24 protein-coding genes are annotated in these 23,398 nt (G+C 44.9%); 1 reads left to right on the forward strand and 23 read right to left on the reverse strand.

Translation table 11 applies throughout. From position 1 onward, the window contains the following. Window positions 1–105: 105 nt before the first annotated feature. The 15 genes from hisS to trmJ all read right to left on the reverse strand — a co-directional run bounded on the left by hisS (window position 106) and on the right by trmJ (window position 13,841). A complete protein-coding gene (gene hisS, locus L3V37_RS17330; protein WP_005381698.1) occupies window positions 106–1,374 on the reverse strand; it encodes a histidine--tRNA ligase in 1,269 nt (422 codons plus the stop codon). Window positions 1,375–1,400: 26 nt separating this feature from the next. Next, the gene (gene ispG, locus L3V37_RS17335; RefSeq protein ID WP_005381699.1) at window positions 1,401–2,519 is read right to left on the reverse strand and encodes a flavodoxin-dependent (E)-4-hydroxy-3-methylbut-2-enyl-diphosphate synthase; all 1,119 of its coding nucleotides are present in this window, start codon (window positions 2,517–2,519) and stop codon (window positions 1,401–1,403) included. 6 nt (window positions 2,520–2,525) lie between these two features. Then, window positions 2,526–3,476 (reverse strand): cytoskeleton protein RodZ, encoded by a 951-nt coding sequence (rodZ, locus tag L3V37_RS17340; RefSeq protein ID WP_136976155.1) that lies wholly within the window; start codon window positions 3,474–3,476, stop codon window positions 2,526–2,528. Between the two features lie 435 nt (window positions 3,477–3,911). Continuing rightward, a complete protein-coding gene (locus L3V37_RS17345) occupies window positions 3,912–5,039 on the reverse strand; it encodes a bifunctional tRNA (adenosine(37)-C2)-methyltransferase TrmG/ribosomal RNA large subunit methyltransferase RlmN (RefSeq protein WP_017633913.1) in 1,128 nt (375 codons plus the stop codon). A gap of 373 nt (window positions 5,040–5,412) precedes the next feature. Next, complete coding sequence (gene ndk / locus L3V37_RS17350) at window positions 5,413–5,838, reverse strand: nucleoside-diphosphate kinase (protein ID WP_042521171.1); 426 nt, start codon at window positions 5,836–5,838, stop codon at window positions 5,413–5,415. 95 nt (window positions 5,839–5,933) lie between these two features. Beyond that, window positions 5,934–7,232, reverse strand: coding sequence for an aminopeptidase PepB (gene pepB, locus L3V37_RS17355; RefSeq protein WP_237306678.1), 1,299 nt, complete (start codon window positions 7,230–7,232; stop codon window positions 5,934–5,936). Between the two features lie 161 nt (window positions 7,233–7,393). After that, on the reverse strand, window positions 7,394–7,588 hold the full coding sequence (gene iscX / locus L3V37_RS17360; RefSeq protein WP_005381711.1) for a Fe-S cluster assembly protein IscX: 195 nt from the start codon (window positions 7,586–7,588) through the stop codon (window positions 7,394–7,396). A 44-nt stretch (window positions 7,589–7,632) separates the two neighbouring features. Further along, entirely contained in the window at window positions 7,633–7,971 is a 339-nt protein-coding gene (fdx, locus tag L3V37_RS17365) for an ISC system 2Fe-2S type ferredoxin (protein WP_005381713.1), read from the reverse strand. A 13-nt stretch (window positions 7,972–7,984) separates the two neighbouring features. Next, entirely contained in the window at window positions 7,985–9,838 is a 1,854-nt protein-coding gene (hscA, locus tag L3V37_RS17370) for a Fe-S protein assembly chaperone HscA (protein ID WP_053302969.1), read from the reverse strand. 21 nt (window positions 9,839–9,859) lie between these two features. Continuing rightward, a complete protein-coding gene (gene hscB / locus L3V37_RS17375; protein ID WP_017820566.1) occupies window positions 9,860–10,375 on the reverse strand; it encodes a co-chaperone HscB in 516 nt (171 codons plus the stop codon). A gap of 55 nt (window positions 10,376–10,430) precedes the next feature. After that, window positions 10,431–10,754 carry an iron-sulfur cluster assembly protein IscA gene (gene iscA / locus L3V37_RS17380; RefSeq protein WP_005381717.1) on the reverse strand — a complete coding sequence of 108 codons (324 nt, stop codon included), beginning with the start codon at window positions 10,752–10,754 and terminating at the stop codon, window positions 10,431–10,433. Window positions 10,755–10,824: 70 nt separating this feature from the next. Beyond that, the gene (iscU, locus tag L3V37_RS17385; protein WP_005381718.1) at window positions 10,825–11,208 is read right to left on the reverse strand and encodes a Fe-S cluster assembly scaffold IscU; all 384 of its coding nucleotides are present in this window, start codon (window positions 11,206–11,208) and stop codon (window positions 10,825–10,827) included. A gap of 38 nt (window positions 11,209–11,246) precedes the next feature. Then, window positions 11,247–12,461, reverse strand: a complete 1,215-nt coding sequence (locus tag L3V37_RS17390) for an IscS subfamily cysteine desulfurase (RefSeq protein WP_130545193.1) — start codon at window positions 12,459–12,461, stop codon at window positions 11,247–11,249. A gap of 28 nt (window positions 12,462–12,489) precedes the next feature. Then, window positions 12,490–12,996 (reverse strand): Fe-S cluster assembly transcriptional regulator IscR, encoded by a 507-nt coding sequence (iscR, locus tag L3V37_RS17395; RefSeq protein WP_005381720.1) that lies wholly within the window; start codon window positions 12,994–12,996, stop codon window positions 12,490–12,492. Window positions 12,997–13,121: 125 nt separating this feature from the next. Further along, complete coding sequence (trmJ, locus tag L3V37_RS17400; RefSeq protein WP_005383693.1) at window positions 13,122–13,841, reverse strand: tRNA (cytosine(32)/uridine(32)-2'-O)-methyltransferase TrmJ; 720 nt, start codon at window positions 13,839–13,841, stop codon at window positions 13,122–13,124. A gap of 231 nt (window positions 13,842–14,072) precedes the next feature. Between trmJ and suhB the strand changes: the two genes are divergently transcribed. Further along, complete coding sequence (suhB, locus tag L3V37_RS17405) at window positions 14,073–14,876, forward strand: inositol-1-monophosphatase (RefSeq protein ID WP_005381722.1); 804 nt, start codon at window positions 14,073–14,075, stop codon at window positions 14,874–14,876. A 70-nt stretch (window positions 14,877–14,946) separates the two neighbouring features. Here suhB and L3V37_RS17410 read toward each other — a convergent pair whose 3' ends face one another. The 8 genes from L3V37_RS17410 to L3V37_RS17445 form a co-directional block, all read right to left on the reverse strand. Next, window positions 14,947–15,258, reverse strand: coding sequence for a hypothetical protein (locus L3V37_RS17410; RefSeq protein WP_115385748.1), 312 nt, complete (start codon window positions 15,256–15,258; stop codon window positions 14,947–14,949). A 141-nt stretch (window positions 15,259–15,399) separates the two neighbouring features. Further along, window positions 15,400–15,816: a hypothetical protein gene (locus L3V37_RS17415; protein WP_017633921.1), complete on the reverse strand. Its 417-nt coding sequence runs from the start codon at window positions 15,814–15,816 to the stop codon at window positions 15,400–15,402. A gap of 165 nt (window positions 15,817–15,981) precedes the next feature. Further along, on the reverse strand, window positions 15,982–16,929 hold the full coding sequence (gene secF / locus L3V37_RS17420) for a protein translocase subunit SecF (protein ID WP_005383689.1): 948 nt from the start codon (window positions 16,927–16,929) through the stop codon (window positions 15,982–15,984). A 14-nt stretch (window positions 16,930–16,943) separates the two neighbouring features. Beyond that, a complete protein-coding gene (secD, locus tag L3V37_RS17425) occupies window positions 16,944–18,800 on the reverse strand; it encodes a protein translocase subunit SecD (RefSeq protein WP_005381724.1) in 1,857 nt (618 codons plus the stop codon). Window positions 18,801–18,821: 21 nt separating this feature from the next. After that, a complete protein-coding gene (gene yajC / locus L3V37_RS17430) occupies window positions 18,822–19,151 on the reverse strand; it encodes a preprotein translocase subunit YajC (protein WP_005381725.1) in 330 nt (109 codons plus the stop codon). Between the two features lie 177 nt (window positions 19,152–19,328). Further along, window positions 19,329–20,465, reverse strand: coding sequence for a tRNA guanosine(34) transglycosylase Tgt (gene tgt, locus L3V37_RS17435; protein WP_005381727.1), 1,137 nt, complete (start codon window positions 20,463–20,465; stop codon window positions 19,329–19,331). A 147-nt stretch (window positions 20,466–20,612) separates the two neighbouring features. Then, complete coding sequence (queA, locus tag L3V37_RS17440) at window positions 20,613–21,665, reverse strand: tRNA preQ1(34) S-adenosylmethionine ribosyltransferase-isomerase QueA (protein WP_005381728.1); 1,053 nt, start codon at window positions 21,663–21,665, stop codon at window positions 20,613–20,615. 268 nt (window positions 21,666–21,933) lie between these two features. Then, a complete protein-coding gene (locus L3V37_RS17445; protein WP_042521159.1) occupies window positions 21,934–23,100 on the reverse strand; it encodes a trypsin-like serine protease in 1,167 nt (388 codons plus the stop codon). Window positions 23,101–23,398: the final 298 nt, after the last annotated feature.

Raw genomic sequence — 23,398 nt, forward strand, 5'->3', positions numbered from 1 at the left:
TAAATGGCAGCTTAGCTGCCATTGTTCCTATTTCGTTTAAAGGCTCCACATTTGGGAGCCTTAGCTTACGAACTAGGATGTAATTTTGTTAGATTACTAAAAGACTTAAATCAGTGCTGCGATCTTTTCTGCAACTTCTGCTTGGTTGTAAGTCTCTTGCTCACCACCAGCTAAGTCTTTCAGTACTACGGTATTATCCGCAACTTCGTTTTCGCCCAGAACCAATGCTACAACAGCACCAACTTTGTCTGCGCGTTTAAACTGTTTCTTGAAGTTACCGCCACCGAAGTGATTCATCACACGAACGCCTGGAACAGACTCGCGAAGCTGTTCTGCTAGCTTCATTCCTGCCATCATGGTGCCTTCACCCGCTGTGACTACGTACACGTCAACACTGCGACGAACGTCTGTCAGTTCCAACGTTTCTAGCATCAGTACTAGACGCTCTAGGCCCATTGCAAAGCCAACCGCTGGTGTTGGTTTACCACCTAATTGCTCTACAAGGCCATCGTAACGACCACCGCCACATACAGTGCCTTGAGCACCTAGGCTCTCAGTGATCCACTCAAATACCGTGCGATTGTAGTAATCCAGACCACGAACTAGACGTTCGTTAACTGTGTATTTGATACCTGCGGCGTCTAAAAGTTCACATAGACCTGCGAAGTGTGCTTTAGATTCTTCACCCAAGTAATCTGAAAGGCGAGGCGCATCACCTAAAATAGCTTGAACGTCTGGGTTCTTCGTATCCAAAACACGCAGTGGGTTCGTGTGCATGCGACGCTTACAATCTTCGTCTAGCACATCAATATGTTGCTCAAGGAATGCAACCAGTGCAGTACGGTAGTCTGCGCGGTCTTCTTGAGAACCGATAGAGTTCAGCTCAAGACGAACATGTTCATTGATACCTAGCTCACGCCATAGACGCGCCGTCATCATGATAAGCTCTGCATCAACATCTGGACCATTTAGACCAAACACCTCAACACCACACTGGTGGAATTGACGGTAACGACCTTTCTGTGGACGTTCATGGCGGAACATAGGCCCCATGTACCACAGACGCTGTTCATCACGGTTGATCAGGCTGTTTTGGATACATGAACGTACACAACCCGCCGTACCTTCTGGACGAAGTGTTAGACTGTCGCCGTTACGGTCATCAAAAGTGTACATTTCTTTTGAAACGACGTCTGTTTCTTCACCAACAGCGCGGCTGAATAGGTTTGTTTCTTCAACGATTGGCATGCGCACTTCGTTATAACCGTATGCGCTAATTACATTTTTCACTGTGTTTTCTAATTTTTGCCACAGTGGCGACTGAGTTGGGAGGCAATCGTTCATGCCTCGAATTGCTTGAATTGTTTTTGCCACAATACTTACCGTAATTCTCGTTGAGATTAATCTTGTACTTTAACTTCGATGCGGTTTTCGCCATTCATCATAGCTGCTTTCGCACGGATCTTAGCTTCTAGCTTATTCACAAGGTCATCGTTATCAAAGCGCTCTTTCTGGCGTTTACCATCTTCGTAGAATGCGCTCTTCTTGTTACTACCTGCTAGACCTAAGTGAGAAACTTCTGCTTCACCAGGGCCGTTTACCACACAACCGATGATAGACACATCCATTGGCGTGATGATGTCTTCTAAACGTTGCTCCAGTGCATTCACCGTACCAATCACATCGAATTCTTGGCGTGAGCAGCTTGGGCACGCAATAAAGTTGATGCCTCGAGAGCGAATGCGCAGAGATTTAAGGATGTCGAAACCGACTTTGATTTCTTCAACTGGATCGGCAGCCAAAGAGATACGCAGCGTATCGCCTATCCCTTCAGATAGCAGCATACCTAAGCCAACAGATGACTTAACAGCGCCAGCTCGAGCACCACCCGCCTCTGTGATACCTAAATGAAGAGGCTGATCGATTTTCTTCGCCAGCAGACGATATGAATCCACCGCAAGAAAAACGTCTGAAGCTTTCACGCTAACTTTAAATTGGTCAAAGTTAAGACGATCGAGATGGTCTACGTGACGCATCGCCGATTCAACCAAGGCTTCTGGCGTTGGCTCACCGTATTTCATCTGTAGGTCTTTTTCCAAAGATCCACCATTGACACCAATACGGATCGGGATGTTTTTATCGCGAGCGCAATCAACAACAGCGCGAATGCGCTCTTCATTGCCGATGTTACCTGGGTTGATACGTAAACAGTCAACTCCGTACTCCGCAACTTTCAGCGCGATACGATAGTCGAAATGAATATCAGCCACTAATGGTACAGAAACTTGCTGTTTAATCAGTTTGAAAGCTTCTGCTGCGTCCATCGTAGGTACAGAAACTCGAACGATATCTGCGCCGACTTTTTCTAGTGCTCGGATTTGAGCGACTGTCGCTTCTACGTCAGTCGTGCGAGTGTTAGTCATTGACTGTACTGCAATTGGCGCACCATCACCAATTGGCACATCACCCACATAAATACGCGTCGATTTACGACGAATAATTGGAGATTCGTGTTGCATAATTTTTTATAACGGTAGAGTGAATCTAGCTACTTTGCCTGAAGTATACCCAGAAAGGTCGACAGGTTCACTTGCAAATGTCATTGTAACCCCTTCCGGTGCGCCTAATATCACTTTAAATGGCGCTTTTCCGGTAAGTTCTACATCTTGTCCTGGCTTATGAGTACCACTTACCAGCGTTTTACCATTGGTGTCTTTTACTTGAATCCAACAGTCCGCTTTAAACTTCATAGTAAGAAGTGTCATGCCTTCAGGTACTACTGGCGCAGGCTGTTCCTCTTCCGCCGCTTCAATCACGGCAACAGGTTCTTCAGAATCTACGCTTGTTGTATTTTCAGTTTCAGTCAGCAAAGGATCCGCCCCTTGCTCAACGGGTGCTTCAGTCGATTCAGCAACGCCTTCATTAGTTGAAGCAACTTCTTCAGGAGTGCTTGCGATTAACTCTTCAGCCGTCATCAAATCGATATCAGCTAATTCTTGAGCAGTGGGCTGCGGCGCTTCAACACTTGAATCCGTGACTTCCTTAGTTAGGCTATTCTCTTGTTGGTTTTGCCACCACCATGCCGCTGAAATGCCAATAATGACCAGCCCGATAACCCAAGTAAGGAGCATAATACGGCTATTGTGCTTCTCGTCTTTTGTTTTACGAGAGAAGCTTTGCATTTCAATTTCTTGCTCTTGAGGCTGAGCATCTGCAGTCTGCTCTAACGCCGTCAAAACCACCTTCTCATCAAGACCTACGAATTTAGCGTAAGAGCGTAAGTAACCACGCGTAAATGTCGCGACTTGTTGAGATTCAAATCGGTTATTTTCAATATCTTCAATCACAGAAATGCGAAGCCTCAGGCGATCGGCAACTTGCTTTTGGCTCATTCCCAAGGATTCACGTTTGTTTTTCAGTAATGTGCCAGCTTCAATAGAGAGTGGCACTTCATTCGTATTTTCGTGTTCTGTCATAATGGCGGTATTTAATCTGTTTTAGTGGCTAACGTGGTCATGTATTTTCGTTATTGTTCTTAAGCCTCTTTAAAGATAGCTAGCCTAAACGCGTTAACCAAAAATAATAATTTTAAGAAACTCTCAGCGATCTGAGTGCGAATACCCGTTTTGCAAAAATCAGCAAAACGTATGTGAGAAAGTGCTGAGAATTATCGGTGTCATCGTTAGTGTTACATATCATGATAAGCGAATGCGCAACGAAGACAAAAACTCTTTACACTCAAACTAACAGATAGCTCAAGCTTTTGTCCAAACTTTGACAAAGGAATTCGAAATTATACCCAAATAACCTTAGGTTGAAGAGTGATAGTCCCAAATCTTGGCGAAAATGTCCTAAACAATAAACAAAATAGCCAGAGCGAATGGCTCTGGCTATTTTTGAATTCCGGTCGTTTATACAGCTTTCACTTCAATGGTATCGGCACCGCGTGACGCTTTCAGCATTGCCGTACGTTTAGTTCGGTCAATTACATCACCGACCAACTGACCACATGCGGCATCAATGTCATCACCGCGCGTTTTACGAACCGTAACTGTGTGCTCGTATTGCATCAATGTTTTTTGGAAGCGATCAATACGTGAGTTACTTGGTTTCTTGTAAGGTGAACCTGGGTACGGGTTAAACGGAATCAAGTTAATCTTACATGGTGTGTCTTTCATCAATTCAGCCAGCTCGCGTGCATGGTCCATGTCATCGTTCACATGATCAAGCAACACGTACTCGACTGTTACTTTGCCACGGTTTGCATTAGATGAAGCAATGTAACGACGAACGGATGCTAGGAAATCTTGAATATCCCAACGATCGTTAATTGGCATGATTTCACTACGCAGCTTATCGTTTGGCGCATGAAGAGAGATCGCCAACGCAACGTCGATTTTGCCCGTCATTTGATCAAGACCAGAAACCACACCTGATGTTGATACGGTTACGCGACGCTTCGACAAACCAAAGCCAAGGTCATCCAACATTAACTCCAGTGCTGGAATCAAGTTCTTCATATTAAGAAGCGGCTCACCCATACCCATCATCACGACGTTCGTAATTGGGCGACGGCCTGTTTCTTTCTCAAGACCAATTTCACGTGCAGCACGCCAAACCTGACCGATGATCTCTGAAACTTTCAAGTTACGGTTAAAACCCTGCTGTGCTGTTGAGCAGAACTTACATTCCAATGCACAACCTACTTGAGAAGATACACAAAGCGTTGCGCGATCATCTTCTGGAATGTAAACCGTTTCTACATCCTGATCACCAACCTTCATTGCCCACTTGATCGTGCCGTCTGAAGAATGCTGAGCTTCTGCTACAGTTGGTGCTTTAATTTCACACTTGTGTAAAAGCTTTTCGCGCAGCTTCTTGTTGATGTTTGTCATTTTTTCGAAGTCATCTACACCGAAATGGTAGATCCACTTCATAACCTGATCGGCACGAAACGCTTTCTCGCCAAGTTCTTCCGCGAAAAACTGACGCATGCCTTTGCGATCAAAGTCGAGTAGATTGATTTTTTCAGTGGTCATGTTGCCTCTCAATGACTGAAACAAGAATAAGGGCGCGAATTGTACAGCCTTTATGCAGCTACAACAAGGGGTGTAAGACCCTGACTTTGCTAAGGCATTAAAATAAAAACGATTAAATTTCAAACAGACTTTGCGGTGAGAATAATGATTAGACAACCGACAGCAAAAGCGTAGAAGTGATACAGAGAAAACAGTGAGAACAAACACACTTAACTAAGCTTTCCCCCCTGTAAGATGCTCAGATTAGCCAACGTCTTCGCGAATAATTACGAATGAACTCGCCGGTGAAATGGAGAACGCGGAATAAAAAACCTCGGACAATTCCGAGGTTATTACGAACTAGATCATCACGCAAAAGTGATGCATGAACGAGTTAGCGAGAGAAAACTTCTGATTCAGGGAAGAAAAACTCAATTTCACGAGCGGCAGACTCAGGGCTATCTGAACCATGAACTGAATTGTGACGCATGCTGAGTGCGTAATCAGCACGCAAAGTGCCGCATGCCGCTTCCTCTGGGTTGGTTTTACCCATTAGCTCGCGGTAACGTGCAATCGCATTTTCACCTTCCAATACCTGAACCATAATAGGACCAGATGTCATGAACTCTTTTAGAGGAGGGAAAAACTCTTTACCTTCATGCTCTGCATAAAAGCCGCTTGCCTGATCTTCTGTCAGGTGAACCATTTTGGCAGCGATGATACGTAGGCCAGCCTTTTCAATACGATTGTAGATTTCACCAATTAGGTTTCGCTCTACAGCATCAGGCTTAATGATTGAAAATGTTCTTTCTAGAGCCATAAAATTTCCTTTCTGTACTTGTAATAATAGTTGTGCTTTTAAAGTGACTTACTGGGTAAGAGCAGCACTCAAACAAGAGAGTGCTGCAATCAATCTTATTTTCCAGCTTGCTCATTGAGGAAACGAGCAAGTGTACGAACACCCATACCCGTTGCTCCCGCAGCCCATTTATCAGAAGCGGCTTTACGATACGTACCCGCACAGTCGAAATGTAACCAGCCTTTTTTGTAGTCCTCAACGAAGTAAGACAAGAATGCAGCTGCAGTACTTGCACCTGGAGAATAATCACCAGAGCTGATATTCGATAAATCGGCAAAATTAGATGGCAGCATTTCTCGATGGAAATCAGCAAGTGGTAGCGGCCACAAGCCTTCTTTTTCCTGGTTTGCCGCCGTAAGCGCTTGATGCGATAGCTCATCATCAAAGCTCATTAGCGCATGGTAATCGTTACCTAACGCATTCTTCGCTGCGCCTGTTAGCGTCGCGCAGTCAATGATTAACTCAGGCTTTTGCTCACTGGCGTAGATAAGACCGTCTGCAAGCACCAAGCGACCTTCCGCGTCGGTATTCATAATCTCAACGGTTTTGCCGTTTTTGTAAGTGATGATGTCTCCAAGCTTAAGGGCACGGCCAGAAACCATGTTCTCAGCACAACACAAGATCAGTTTTACGCGCTTGTTTAAACCGCGCAAGATAGCTAATCCTAGGCCACCAGTTATAGTACCCGAGCCACCCATATCTGCTTTCATTGCACTCATGAAGGTAGAAGGCTTCAAGCTGTAACCACCGGAATCAAAGGTGATGCCTTTACCCACAAGACATGCGAATACAGGTGCGTTTTCGTCACCAGTTGGGTTGTAGTCTAACTGAAGCATCGCAGAAGTACGCTCAGAACCACGGCCTACTGCGTAAATACCTTCCCAACCTTCTGCCAACAAGTCTTTGTCTTTGACGATACGAGCTGTCACCGTGCCTTTCGGCGCAACAGATTTGATGAATTCAGCAGCCATTGTCGCTAGCTGACGAGGAGCAACTTCTTCTGCCGTTTTGTTGATAATATCGCGGGTAAAATCAGTCGAAGTAATACGAGCTTGAAGCTCTGCTTGATCTTCATCAGACAATGCTGCCCACTCAACTGAGCCATGTTTTTTAGGGTTACGGAACCCTTGGTGGAAAGCCCATACGCTCTCTAGATCCCAGTTATCACCAGAAAGAAAAATAGAACGAATTCCTTGGCCATCTAGCTGACGAGCTGCACGTTGAATTGCGCCGAGATCATGACCTTCACCTAAGTGAATAGTTGCGCCGTTTTCAGCGAATGAAAGCAGTGCTTTTTCACCCCATTGTGGTGCTGCCGACTCTTGACTTAAAAATACAGACATCTGTGTAGACATGGTTTCTCCTTGTCTTATAGCAGCGTTGCCTACGCTGCTTCTTTTTAATAACTCACGGATGTTAGCATTATGTAGGGCAAAAATGTCAATTGGATAAAAAAACGGACCTAAAGGTCCGCTTTTTTTAGTAAGAATTGTTAACTAGGCTGTGTTTTACAGACTTAGTCCGCTTCGTCCATCCAGCACATGATAACGGCTTCTAGAATCTTTTCATTAGAACGGTTTGGCTCATCGTCAAACTCATCTAACTCCATGATCCATTGATGAAGATCGGTAAAACGCACTGTTTTTGGATCGACATCTGGAAACTTGTCACAAAGTTCAATCGCGATATCGCGAGAATCTGTCCATTTCATTGCTCATCTTCCTTTTGCTTCTTCCCTATATTGGGAAGATAGTTTTAGTGATCTTCTGAAGCGTGGTTTAGTGTGTATTTAGGAATTTCTACCACCAAGTCTTCATCAGCGATTCTCGCCTGACACCCTAGGCGTGACTCAGGCTCTAGACCCCACGCTTTATCTAGCATGTCGTCTTCTAGTTCTTCACTTTCTTCTAGTGAATCAAAACCTTCACGGATGATTACGTGGCAGGTAGTACACGCACATGACTTCTCACACGCATGTTCAATACCGATACCGTTTTTTAGCGCTACGTCTAGAACGGTGTCACCAGAGTTTGCTTCCAACACTGCACCTTCTGGGCACAAATCGTCGTGTGGTAATACAATAATCTTAGGCATAACTACTTATCTCTTATATATCGTCTACTGATTGACCTGACAACGCAGCTCGAATCGATTTATCCATACGGCGTGATGCGAAATCTTGGCTCGCTTTATCGGTATCTTTAATGCCTTGCTCTATCGCATCTGCATCATCACCATTACGCAGCTCAATCAAGGCTTCGATGGCTTTAATCAAGTTTTGTTTCTCTTGTTCTGATAGTAAGTCATCACCATCAGCTTGCATCGCTGCAATCAAACCTTCTATCACTCGGTCGGCTTCAACACGCTGCTCAGCTAAGGCACGAGCTTGCATGTCTTCTTTTGCGTGCGTCATTGAATCACGCAACATATCCGCCACTTCATTGTCACTTAAGCCGTAAGAAGGTTTTACTTGAATCTCTGATTGAACACCAGTGCTCTTCTCCATTGCCGTAACAGAAAGAAGGCCATCAGCGTCAACTTGGTAAGTCACGCGAATATGTGCCGCACCCGCTGCCATCGGAGGAATACCTTTTAACGAGAAGCGAGCAAGTGAACGACAGTCATCAACCATTTCACGTTCACCTTGTACCACATGAACACTCATCGCCGTTTGGCCATCTTTGAATGTGGTAAATTCTTGCGCACGCGCAACGGGAATCGTAGTGTTGCGGGGGATGATCTTCTCGACCAAACCACCCATGGTTTCAATACCGAGCGACAGTGGAATCACATCAAGAAGCAACATTTCAGAGTCAGGTTTGTTACCCGCTAGGATATCAGCTTGAATACCCGCACCGATTGCAACAACTTCATCTGGGTTAATGCTTGTCAGTGGTGTACGGCCAAAGAATTCGCCAACCATTTCTCGTACAAGCAATGTGCGTGTTGAGCCACCGACCATGACTACTTCAAGTACATCTTCCGCATCTACATCCGCATCTTTCAGCGCACGTCGGCAAGACATCAGGGTTTTCTTCACTAGCGGACGAATCAGATCTTCGAACTGCTCGCGAGTCACGGTGCCTTTCCAACCAAAAACGTCAACGTCAACACTGTCTTGCTCAGAGAAAGCAATCTTAGCTTCAGTAGCAATGTTCAACAGTGTACGGTTCTTTTCTGCAGAAAGCGGCGCTTCTAGACCCGCTTGCTCCATTAAATAATCGGCAAATAGATGGTCGAAGTCGTCACCGCCTAATGCAGAATCGCCACCTGTTGCTAATACTTCAAATACGCCTTTCGATAAACGTAGGATAGAGATATCAAAAGTACCGCCACCTAGATCGTAAACCGCAATCACACCTTCTTGACCAGAGTCTAGGCCATAAGCAATTGCCGCAGCGGTTGGTTCATTAAGTAGACGGAGAACATGAAGACCAGCTAATTTCGCCGCATCTTTTGTACCTGCACGTTGCGCGTCATCAAAGTAAGCAGGAACGGTAATAACGACACCTGCTAACTCACCACCTAACGTATCTTCAGCTCGCTTACCCAATACTTTTAGGATGTCCGCAGATACTTCAATCGGGTTTTTGTCACCTTGAGGTGTTTGCAGAATTGGCAGGCCGTTTTCACTCTCTTTAAAACGATAAGGAAGTGAAGAGTAACGGGACTGAATGTCCTTTAATGAACGACCGATCAAACGTTTTACAGAGATAATCGTGTTCTCTGGTTCAAACTCTGCTTTGGCTTTGGCTTCGTGGCCGACCGTTAACGTTTCCTCAGCGTAATTAACGACTGAAGGTAAAATAGTACGGCCCTGCTCGTCCGCAAGTGGAGTTGCATCGCCGCTACGTACAGAAGCAACCAAAGAGTTGGTAGTACCTAAGTCGATACCCGCTGCTAACTTATGCTCATGAGGTGCCGAGCTTTGGCCCGGTTCTGCGATTTGAAGTAGTGCCATGATAGGTCCTTGTCACGCTTACTAGCCGAGGAGTTTGTCTTCGACTAGCTCAATTTCGTTCTTTAGTTTGGCAATGAATTTTAGCTTACGAACTCGGTCTGCGGCTTCAGCCCATAGACCATCATCAAGCTCTTGCTCGACGCTTGCCAGATGCTGTTTGTACATTTTGCTGACCTTAGAGTCGAAGTCAAAAAGCGCCGATTCAGGATCGGAGCTGTCAGCAATCTCTTCCAGTTCTTCGCGCAGTTCCATTTGCTCCATTAAGAACATCGGATCTTGCATTGTTTGCTGTTCACCTCGGATCTCAACACCTTGCTCTGCGAGGATATACTCGGCGCGAGAAATAGGATTTTTCAGAACTTGATAGGCATCGTTGATTTGCGCCGCCTTTTGCACCGCCATCAAACGGTCACGTTCTGAGCCCGTTGCAAAGTTATCCGGGTGGAAGCGTTTTTGTAGTTCTCGGAACTGAGAAGAAAGAAGGCTACCATCCAGCTTAAACTGACTTGGTAGCCCAAATAATTCAAAGTGATTCATTAAGTTCGGGTCCTAGTAAAGCCTTCCGGACTCGTTTGCCCAGAAGGACAATCAATTAGACGTTGAAGCTTTCACCACAACCACATTCACTTTTCGCGTTAGGGTTGTTGAATTCAAAACCTTCGTTCAACCCTTCTTTCACGTAATCCAATTCAGTACCATCTAGGTACACTAAGCTCTTTTGATCGATGATAATTTTCACTCCAGAGAGTTCAAATACTTCGTCTTCTTCATTGAGCTCATCAACAAACTCAAGTACGTATGCCATGCCGGAACAACCAGTCGTCTTCACTCCAAGACGTAAACCGATACCTTTGCCTCGGTTATCTAGGAATGCTCTTACGCGACTTGCCGCTGATTCTGTCATTGTGATGGCCATACTGCACCTTAGTCTGTCTAAATTTCGATTGGAATGGGAGCGTCAAAGCTCCCATTATATTACGGAATAATTATTCTTGGTGTTTTTTCTTGTAGTCAGCAACCGCTGCTTTGATTGCATCTTCAGCAAGAATAGAACAGTGAACTTTCACTGGTGGAAGCTCTAGCTCTTCAGCAATCTCAGAGTTTTTAATTGCTGCCGCTTCATCAACTGACTTACCTTTTACCCACTCAGTTACTAGTGAGCTTGATGCGATTGCACTACCACAACCGTATGTTTTGAACTTCGCATCTTCGATGATACCTTCAGGTGTCACTTTGATTTGAAGCTTCATTACGTCACCACACGCAGGAGCGCCAACCATGCCGCTACCTACTGATGGATCTTCTTTATCGAATGAACCAACGTTACGTGGGTTCTCGTAGTGATCAATTACTTTTTCGCTGTATGCCATGATAAATTACCTCGAATCCTCTATTTCAATCCCTGAGATTAATGGTGAGCCCATTCAACAGTGCTCAAATCAATCCCTTCTTTGTACATATCCCATAGAGGAGACATGTCGCGTAGCTTAGTCACTGCAACGCGGATTTGTTCAATTGCGTAATCAATTTCTTCTTCAGTCGTGAAGCGACCAAACGAGAAACGAACCGAGCTGTGAGCCAATTCGTCATCCATGCCTAGGGCACGAAGAACGTAAGAAGGCTCAAGACTTGCAGACGTACAAGCACTACCAGAAGATACCGCTAGATCTTTAAGCGACATTAGTAGTGATTCACCTTCTACGAATGCGAAGCTGATGTTTAGGTTGTGTGGTACACGTTGCTCAAGGTCACCGTTTACCGTCACTGCTTCTAAGTCTTTCACGCCATCAAAAAGACGGTTACGAAGCGCTAAAGCGTGATCGTAATCTTTTTGCATGTCTTCTTTTGCAATGCGGAATGCTTCACCCATACCAACGATTTGGTGGGTAGGAAGTGTACCAGAGCGGAAACCACGCTCATGGCCGCCACCGTGCATTTGCGCTTCAAGACGAATACGAGGCTTACGACGTACGTAAAGTGCACCGATACCTTTAGGACCGTAAACTTTGTGAGCAGAAAGTGAAATTAGATCAACTTTCATCTCTTGGACGTCGATTGGTAATTTACCTGCAGATTGCGCAGCGTCCACGTGGAAAACAATTTTACGCTCACGGCACAGTTCGCCGATCGCTGTAATGTCTTGAACCACACCAATCTCGTTGTTTACATGCATAATAGACACAAGCACGGTGTCATCACGCATGGCTGCTCTAAGCTTCTCTAGATCGATCAAGCCATTTGATTCTGGCTCAAGGTAAGTCACTTCAAAGCCTTCACGCTCAAGTTGACGACATGGGTCAAGAACGGCTTTGTGCTCTGTTTTACAAGTGATTACGTGCTTGCCTTTCTTCGAGTAAAAGTGCGCTGCACCTTTAATCGCAAGGTTGTCTGATTCTGTCGCACCAGATGTAAATACGATTTCGCGAGGATCTGCATTTAGAAGGTCAGCAATTTGCTCACGAGCAGTATCGACCGCTTCTTCTGCCTGCCAGCCGTAACGGTGCGAACGTGACGCTGGGTTGCCAAATGTGCCATCCATTGTCATGTACTGAACCATTTTTTCAGCAACACGTGGATCAACTGGACATGTAGCGGAATAATCAAGATAAATCGGCAGTTTCATTCTCTACTCCAATGTAAAAAGCTGACCGCTAAGAGCGGACGTTTACACCGATGGGCGCGGCGGTTGTATTTTTGTTTGATAGCCCATGGGTTACCGCCAGATCAATGTCCTGACGATCAGAAATTTCGAGTACTTCATTGTCTGTCATCAACTCACCAAGAGTGATGTTATTCAAAAAGTCACTAATGCGAGAGCTTAGGTCACGCCACAGCGTGTGAGTAAGGCAACGTGTTCCACCTTGGCAATCTCCTTTGCCTTGGCATTTGGTTGCATCTACTGACTCATCAACGGCCGCAATCACGGTACCAATAGCGATACTGTGGGCGTCGGCACCAAGTCGGTAACCACCACCAGGACCACGAACGCTGGCAACGAGACCTGCTTTACGCAATTTTGAAAATAGCTGCTCTAAGTAAGAGAGCGAGATCCCTTGACGCTCTGAAATATCAGCCAGAGGTACAGGGTTTTGTTGCGAATGCAGTGCCACATCCAGCATGGCTGTCACCGCATATCTTCCTTTAGATGTAAGTTTCATACCACACCGTATCCACATGGTTTGTAATGGTTAAGATTTTTCCATACCCGAGTAATTTGGTCAAGTATTTATTTGACCATTTTACTCAGGTATTCATCCTTACATCTAAAGTGGTTATTATTCACTCAGAACTTCTTTTCTATCGAAGTCAAAACGCCTCGTAGAATATTAAGCTCTTGGGTTTCTGGTCGAGCACGAGAGAACAAACGGCGCAACTTATTCATCACCTGTCCAGGTTGCTCTTTGTTAATAAACTGGGTCTCAACCATCACCTTTTCAAGATGCTCGAAGAACATTTCAAGTTCTCGATGACGCGGGTATTCTTCCGATTCATTTGGGGAAAACTGGCTTTGCTCTAAGTTCAAGTGTGCAACTCGCACTTCGTAACTGAGAGTTTGTACAGCCATCGCTAGGTTAAGCGAGCTGTACTCAGGATTAGCGGGAATACAAACATGGTAGTGGCACTTTTGTAGCTCTTCGTTTGTCAAACCAGTTCTTTCTCGTCCAAACACGAGCGCAACCGGATGCTTTCGGCCTTCAACTGCAAATTTCTCACCGCATTCACGTGGCTCGAGCATTGGCCATTCTAATGTACGAGAGCGGGCGCTAGAACCCACAACAAGGCCACAATCTTCAACCGCTTCTTCTAATGTGCCGACAATCTTTGCATTTTGAGCAATATCACCAGCCCCCGCAGCTAAAGCAAGAGTTTGTTCATCCACTTCACATTGTGGATCGACTAATACTAGTTGGTTTAAACCCATCACTTTCATTGCTCGAGCTGCTGAGCCAATATTGCCTGAATGAGAGGTACCTACGAGTACAATTTTTACTTGATCCAACATCTGTGTTTGCTACCTAAATTAAAACCGCAGAATGTTATCATAGTTTTTTAAGACACCCTAGAGGCAAGCAGACCTCTCTTCTCATTCTTGGTTATTGTTCTCGTCCGCAGTATGCTCTGTACACTCAACCAGTCGCATTTAGAACAAAAAATAACCACTTCCCTTTTTAATTATCTCTGGTATACTCGCCGCCGCTTTCATTTGTTCTTTAACATCCGTTGGGAAATTCGTATGCATCCAATGCTAAACATTGCTATTCGCGCTGCGCGAAAGGCAGGCAATCATATTGCTAAATCATTAGAAAACACTGATAAAGTAGAATCTACTCTTAAAGGCACTAATGACTTTGTCACTAACGTAGACAAAGAAGCAGAATACATCATCATCGATACTATCAAGCAGTCTTACCCTGAGCACTGTATTGTTGCTGAAGAACAAGGTCTTATCGAAGGTAAAGATAAAGACGTACAATGGATCATCGACCCACTGGATGGCACCACTAACTTTGTAAAAGGTTACCCAACTTTCGCGGTTTCTATCGCTGTTCGTATTAAGGGCAAAACTGAAGTTGCTTGTGTTTACGATCCAATGCAAAACGAGCTATTCACTGCACAACGCGGTGCCGGCGCTCAACTAAACAGTGCGCGTATTCGCGTTGCTCAACTAAAAGACCTTCAAGGTACTGTTCTAGCAACAGGCTTCCCATTCAAGCAGAAACAACACGCTGAGTCTTACATCAAGATCGTTGGTGCTCTATTCACTGAGTGTGCTGATTTCCGTCGTAGCGGCTCTGCTGCTCTAGACCTTTGTTACGTGGCTGCTGGCCGTGTTGATGGTTACTTCGAACTAGGCCTAAAACCTTGGGATATGGCAGCAGGTGAGCTTATTGCTCGTGAAGCTGGCGCAATCCTAACTGACTTTGCTGGCGGCACTGACTACATGAAGTCTGGTAACATCGTTGCTTCAAGCGCTCGTGGCGTAAAATCTATCCTTAAGCACATTCGCGAAAACGGTAACAGCGCGATCCTTAAGTAAGATTTGAAAGTCATATATAGCCCGTCACGCTGATGACTTTAGAAAGCCCCGCTCATTGAGCGGGGCTTTTTTATTTCGAACAATCAGCCTGTTTGTAGAAACGGTCGTAGTCAGATAAGTGGTCTATTTTTACGTGCTTAACCTTCCATACTTGTTCCTTCATTAAAAACTGCAGCGAAACCGTGACTGGCTGGTATACATCACCAAAGCCGTTTACAGAAAGACATCCAACTCCTCCATCCTCACTGTACTCTTCAAAGTAAGACAGCTCTGTAACCAAACTTGATGGGATAGATGATAAAAATGGAAATTGATGACCAAATTTTATTGGGTGAGACTTAATACTGTTCAGCTCTTCAATCGATAGATTTGGTCCTGCCATAGCTTCTACCACCTCTATATACTGCATCTTGTATAAATTATTACGTATATCAAGGTAAGTATCGTGGAGTGGACTTGCGATGCAGGGCGTTGAAACACTTAGTAAAACCGGAATAGGTAGAATTCTATTTAGCATAACCAACTAAACCCCAGCTTCACGGAGCGCTTGATCAATTTTACTCGGCTTAAATCTGTACTTACAAAGCCCCCACTCGCACTGCTCTAAAAGCTCTCGGACATTTACCTGCCCAGTAACACCAAAGGAAACAACACCAAAAAGAGAAACACTCCCACTGTATGTCAAAACACCATCACGAGTAGTTTTAAAAGTAACAGAAACGGCTTTTAATTTTATGCCCAGCTCTTCAACCATTTCTTTTGAAACTTCAAACTTAGTAAATCCAAGCTCACCAGATAAAGTTACTTTACCTGACTCATCAACTGCTAACTTGAACCTTTTCCCTCCAGTAACTAGCTTGGTGGTAACGCCTTTATTGTGCTTGTAAGAAATCTCTACAAACTTCAGTAACTGTACTTTTATTTCAGCTTGCCTTGACATTATTTCCTCCCGAAATTGTTGAACATACTTCCGATATTCAACTCAATCAAAAAACTACAATTCAAGCTGGAAGTACCTCAAAAAAAAATGAAACTTTCAAATCTATCAGGCATAAAAAAACCGCTGATTGCTCAGCGGTTTTTTGTTTTCGATTCTCAACCTGCCTTATGGCATTTCGTCGAACTCTGCGCCTTCTTTTTCTACTTGAGGTGGCATCAAGTGCTCTTTCTGGATGCCCAGTTTTAGCGCTAGTGCTGATGCTACGTAGATAGAAGAGTAAGTACCTACAGTGATACCAAGTAGAAGTGCGGTTGCGAAGCCGTGAATCATAGCACCACCCTGCATGAACAGTGCAATTACCACGAACAGCGTCGTACCAGATGTAATCAATGTACGGCTCAACGTTTGAGTGATTGAGGCGTCCATAATGTCTGAAGGTTCACCCTTACGCATCTTACGGAAGTTTTCACGAATCCGGTCAAATACAACGATGGTATCGTTGAGTGAGTAGCCCACAACCGTCAGTAGCGCAGCTACGATGGTCAGGTCAACTTCAATTTGTAGAAACGAGAAGACACCTAGCGTGATAATTATATCGTGAGCCAATGCCATTACCGCACCAGCCGCTAGACGCCATTCAAATCGCATCGATACATAAAGCAGGATACAGATCAGCGATACCAAGATCGCTAGACCACCAGCTTCTGTTAGCTCATCACCAACGTTGGGACCTACGAACTCAATACGACGCATTTCTACGCTTTCGCCAGTACCATCTTTGATAGCACCAATGATTTGGTTACCTAGCGTTTCACCAGAAACGTCATCACGTGGACGAAGACGGACCATGACTTCACGAGCACTACCGAAGTTTTGTACTGTCGCATCGCCAAAGCCTTTTGAATCTAGTGCTGCACGAATCTCTTCAAGGTTTGCTGGCTGTTCAAAACCGACCTCGATAAGCGTACCGCCAGTGAAATCTAGACCCCAATTAAGCCACTTGGTTGACAAAGTGAAGATAGAAGCAGCAATCATTATAATTGAAAAAACGAATGCTACTTTCGACCAACGCATAAAGCCGATCGTCTTCTCTGCTTTTAGAATTTGAAACATATTAATTCCCAGCCTTAGATCGACAATTTATCAACGCGTTTGCCACCGTAGATCAGGTTCACGATACAACGTGTACCAATAATGGCGGTGAACATTGAAGTTAAGATACCGATAGATAGAGTAACTGCGAAACCTTTCACCGCACCTGTACCGACCGCAAATAGAATGATTGCAGTAATTAGTGTTGTGATGTTCGCATCAGCAATCGTGCTGAATGCATTCGCGTAACCTTGGTGAATCGCTTGTTGTGGACTACGTCCATCACGAATTTCTTCACGGATACGCTCGAAGATCAGTACGTTCGCATCAACCGCCATACCGACTGTTAACACGATACCGGCTATCCCCGGAAGCGTCATGGTAGCGCCTGGAATCATCGACATAACACCAATGATAAGCACCAAGTTTGCCATTAGAGCGATGTTTGCAATCAAACCAAAGCCGCGGTAGTAAAGCAGCGTAAATAGCATTACGGCAACCATACCCCAGATACATGCTTGGATACCCATATCGATGTTTTGCTGGCCCATTGATGGACCAATGGTACGTTCTTCAACGATAGAGATAGGTGCAATCAGTGCACCAGCACGTAGTAGAAGTGCTAGGTTGTGTGCTTCTGCAGCAGAGTCGATACCTGTAATACGGAAGTTACGACCAAGAGCCGATTGAATCGTTGCTTGGTTGATGACTTCTTCATGCTTATCCAGAATAACTTTGCCTTCAGGCGTACGACGGCCACTGTCTTTGTATTCTGCAAACACGGTAGCCATTAGCTTACCAATGTTCTTCTTAGAGAACGCAGACATCTTATTACCACCTTCGCTGTCTAGCGAGATGTTAACTTGTGGACGACCATATTCATCAACACTTGAGCTTGCATCTGTGATGCTTTGACCGCCAAGAATAACGCGCTTCTTAAGCACAACTGGGCGACCATCACGGTCCATCTTGATTTCACTACCTGCTGGCGCACGACCATTTGCCGCTGCCGATAGGTCAGCTTTATCATCAACTTCACGGAATTCAAGCGTTGCCGTAGCTCCGAGAATTTCTTTTGCACGAGCAGTGTCTTGAACACCAGGCAGTTCAACTACGATGCGACTAGCACCTTGACGTTGAACCAATGGTTCCGCAACACCTAGTTCGTTGACACGATTACGTAAAATCGTAATGTTTTGCTCAACAGCATAGTTACGGATCTCTTGTAAACGTTGCTCAGTAAAGGTTGCAGTAAGAGCGTAACGGCCATTTGAATCAGAATCGACAAAAATCATGTCCGGGTGATTCTTTTCTAGCGTTGCTTTCGCTTCTGCTAATTGCTCTTCGTTACGCAACAACACTTCTACCGCTTCTTTTCCAGAAGGGCGGATTGCACGGTAACGAATCTTGGCGTCACGAAGTTCGCTACGGAAAGCTTCTTCTTGTTGACCAACAAGCTTTTCCATCGCTGCATCCATATCCACTTCCATTAAGAAGTGAACACCACCGCGAAGGTCAAGACCTAGCTTCAATGGTGACGCGCCAATCGCTTCTAGCCAATCGGGTGTAGAAGGTGCAAGGTTAAGTGCAACAATTGTGTCTTTGCCTAGCGCTTCGCTGATGACATCACGAGCACTGATTTGTGTGTCAGTGTCGTTAAAACGAACAAGAATTGATCCATCTTCGAGAGCAATGGATTTATGAGAAAGTTGCTCTTTGTTAAGAGCAGTAGTGACAGCATCCAGCGTTGACATATCTACAGAGGCGCCACGCGCCCCTGTAACTTGAATAGCCGGATCTTCACCGTAGATATTTGGAAGTGCGTATAACGCAGCGGTGATGATGGCAAAAAGCACCATCAAGTACTTCCATAATGGATAACGGTTTAGCACAGCGAGGATCCTTTAGCTGTTTTATAGAGACTTAAGCGTACCTTTTGGTAGCACTGCAGTGATGAAGTCTTTCTTGATTACTACTTCATTGTTCGCGTTAAGCTCAATTGAAATGTAGTCATTGTCTTCAGCAATCTTAGTGATTTTACCCACTAGGCCACCGCTAGTTAAAACTTCGTCGCCTTTGCCCATAGAAGCCATTAGGTTTTTGTGTTCTTTTACGCGTTTCGCTTGTGGGCGGTAAATCATGAAGTAAAAGATCACTGCGAACATGCCAAGCATGATTAGCATTTCAAAACCACCGCCTGCTGGCGCGCCTTCTGCTGCTGCGTGAGCCTGAGAAATAAACATTAAAACATCCTCATTATATTTTATTGATAATCAAACAAATTGGGCTTTCGCATTTTAGATTCAAGTCTGAGAGTAACTAATAGAGATCGCTCTCTCAAAAATAACGTGCGTTAGCCTACTTTATTAGCAAAAGCCTCTGGCGACATGCCAAAGGCTTTAATTCTTTTAGTTTTTCAATTACTGCTCTTTTGCTAGTGGTGGCACTTCACGGCCACGACGCTCATAGAACTCAGTAACAAATTCATCGAAGCGATCTTCATCAATTGCTTTACGAATGCTTTCCATCAGACGCTGGTAGTAACGCAGGTTATGGATTGTATTCAAGCGAGCGCCTAAGATTTCATTACAACGCTCTAAATGGTGAAGGTACGACTTGCTGTAGTTTTGACAAGTGTAACAGTCACAATGCGGATCCAATGGTGTTGTATCCGTTTTATGTTTCGCATTACGGATCTTGATCACACCACCAGTCACAAATAAGTGACCATTACGTGCGTTACGCGTTGGCATTACACAGTCAAACATGTCGATACCACGACGAACACCTTCAACCAAGTCTTCTGGCTTACCTACGCCCATCAAGTAGCGAGGTTTGTCTTCAGGAAGTTGAGGACAAGTATGCTCAAGAATACGGTGCATGTCTTCTTTAGGCTCACCTACTGCCAAACCACCAACCGCGTAACCGTCAAAACCGATTTCCGTTAGACCTTTTACCGACACATCACGTAAATCTTCGTAAACACCACCTTGGACAATACCAAATAGGTTGTTCGGGTTTTCTAGCTTCTCGAAGTGGTCACGTGAACGCTGTGCCCAGCGTAATGACATTTCCATCGATTTCTTCGCTTCATCGTGTGTCGCTGGGTAAGGCGTACACTCGTCAAAAATCATAACGATGTCAGAGCCCAGGTCTTTTTGAATTTCCATCGACTTTTCTGCGTCCATGAAAATCTTGTCACCGTTTACTGGGTTACGAAAGTGAACACCTTCTTCAGTGATCGTACGCATCTTACCAAGGCTGAATACTTGAAAGCCGCCTGAATCAGTAAGAATAGGACCGTGCCAGTTCATAAAATCGTGCAGGTCACCGTGCATTTTCATCACTTCTTGACCAGGACGTAGCCACAGGTGGAACGTATTACCTAGCAGAATTTCTGCACCAGTACCTTTTACTTCTTCTGGTGTCATACCTTTAACGGTACCGTAAGTACCTACTGGCATGAACGCAGGAGTTTGAACAGTGCCGCGTTCGAAAGTCAGTTGACCACGACGTGCATTGCCGTTTTTCTTCTTAAGATCGAATTTTAATTTCACGATGCCTCCGGATGTCAGAGAAACAGTCTGACTGAGTGTTTAGGGCTCTACCCTACTTTAAGGAGCGGTCGCTTTTCCTTGCGAGAGACAAAGCAATGGATGCTTTATTTCCTAGCTTACTGCTAGCACTCGTAAATCTATTTTTAACTACGCTGTTTTCTTCTTGATGAACATTGAATCGCCATACGAGAAGAAACGGTATTTGTTTTCCACCGCATGTTTGTAAGCATTCATGGTGTTCTCGTATCCAGCAAATGCACTCACCAACATGATCAGTGTTGATTCAGGCAAGTGGAAGTTTGTGATCAAGCAATCCACTAGCTGATATTCGTAACCAGGGAAAATAAAGATTTCAGTATCGCCAAAGAATGGGGCCAGCTCAGTCCCTTTTTGCAATGCGTCTTGCGCTGCACTTTCAAGTGAACGCACAGATGTGGTACCAACAGCAATAATTCGTCCGCCACGCGCTTTCGTCGCTTTAATTGCTTCGACGACTTCTTGTGGTACTTCTACGTACTCGGCATGCATGTGGTGATCGTTGATATTTTCCACTTTTACCGGCTGGAATGTACCCGCCCCAACGTGCAAAGTAACGTAAGCAAACTCTGCACCTTTCGCTTTGATTTTCTCCAAGAGAACATCATCAAAGTGAAGGCCCGCTGTAGGTGCCGCAACCGCACCTGGCTTTTGATTATATACCGTTTGGTAACGCTCTTTATCTGCATCTTCGTCTGGACGGTCGATGTAAGGAGGAAGCGGCATATGGCCGATTTCTTCCAGAATTTCTAGTACCGTCTTATCAGAACTAAATTTCAGTTCAAATAAAGCATCATGGCGTGCAACCATTTCTGCTGAATATTCATCATTCTCGCCAACAATAATGGTTGTACCTGGTTTTGGTGATTTAGAGCAACGAACGTGCGCGAGGATGCTTTTCTCATCCAACATGCGCTCCACCAGCACTTCTAATTTACCGCCCGATTCCTTGCGGCCAAAAAGACGAGCAGGAATAACACGAGTATTATTAAACACCACTAAGTCACCGGGTTGAACTTGGCCCAATACATCAGTAAATGTGCCATCAATGAGCTCTCCGGTATTGCCGTCCATTTGCAGCAGTCGGCTAGCGGTACGCTCTGGTTGAGGGTAGCGAGCGATGAGTTCATCTGGAAGGTCGAAATGGAAATCTGATACTTGCATGTTACTTGTCTTATCTATTGGTCAAATCACGTCTAGGCGACGATAAAATTGCGACGAGTTTTTCGCAGCAGACTAGTATATGTTTACATGCTGCAATAGCAAGCAAATCACCAGAATATAGCAGTAAAAGCCATGGTGAAGAGTGTAATAAAACGTGAAAAGCCTCGATTACTTGGCACTATTTTTAATTTGAGCCCCAAAGAGAGAACATGAAAAAAGCAAAGCAACGTATACCGCTGCTTATTAGTTTGGCATTCCAATCGCCCTATCAAACCTCACGCTTTCGCCACAAGAATAACGGCACGAATAAACCCAATAACCAAAACCCTAGACTGCCACCTTCATCATCTGAGCCTTTGAAATCACAGTTATTGGTCGCAATGCCATCGTGACACTCTTTATTGTCACCACTTTCATTGTTAGCACTTTTGATAAAATTCGGCGCAATGATGTAACGACTTGGTGGCGCATCGGCAGTGATGTAAGACTGTACCCAGTCGTAATAGTGGCTCACCTTGGTGTAGAAACTTGGGATCGTCAAAGAGCCACACGTTGGTAGAATAAGGGGGCCGCCACTAACAATACCAATTTGTTTGCCGGTCGCCACATCGACCAACGGGCCACCACTGTCACCTTTACATGCAGAGTTGCCATATTGAGTATGGCTATCTGGCTCCAATACATGGTTTTGTGTTGGTAGCGTACAAATTTTGGTTTGGTTGTCTCTTGAATCAATGATCCCCGGAAAACTGCTGCCAATTTCTAAACGCTCATAACATTTGTCGATGGGTAAAAATGTGCTAATGGTGGTTTTGAGCGTATTAGAAGGTTCAGAAGCATCCGGCTGAGTAGCCCCCCATCCAAACACTTGCACATTTTCGACACGTTGATTGGTCAGGTAATTATCGTTCCAATCCGCCGCCAAACGTGCTTCGATACTCTCCATGTCAACTTTACTCGCTAGGTCAGCAAAGCTCGCGTTTGCCACTGGGCGCGTGAGATACAGCAACGCGATGTCTGAATCTAAACCGGTTTGGATAGGTTTCACGTTGCCATTACTGTCGGTCTCAGCTTTTGAAATCCGGGTGTAATCCGGATGAACCACAACGTGAGACACCGGATAGAAGTTATCAAGCCCTGCAGAATTAAGTTCATACACATTCGCATTCACCGACAGCTCACCCGGCGGGGTCACATAGTAGGTTGCTTCATTGGTTCCTTGTCCCATCACCACACAGTGCGCCGCAGTCAGTACCCATTGCTCTGTCAGCATCGTTCCACCACACAGCGGAAACTCTGCCATATTACTTGCTCGCAAAGTAACGCGGTCAACAGGATCGGTTTGTTCATCTCCTAACACAATCGCCTGTGTTGATGGCACACTGAATGCCGCCACTGCCAGCGCAATAAGTTTGTTACACGTTGTTCGTTTCATCTAGGTTGCTGTCTTCAATTTGGTAAGCCTGGACGTATCTTCTTCGAGAGAAGAATCTTGGAACATCCAGCGAATAAAAATGTGCGATTCAATTCATTGGATTACCTTGGGGACACATTCAATATCAACTAAAAATGCCAACTGACTCGCACACAAACCGACTTATTCAAATTAATAAAAACACCAATAAAACACAGATTACGCAGCCCATCAGCATTGTGCTATTTAATTGATGAAAAACGAGTTAGCTCCCAGATATACAGAAAAATATTCTCTATATTTAAGAGAAGGACAATGC

The organism is Vibrio sp. D54 (assembly GCF_021728075.1).
GTDB lineage: Bacteria > Pseudomonadota > Gammaproteobacteria > Enterobacterales > Vibrionaceae > Vibrio > Vibrio alginolyticus.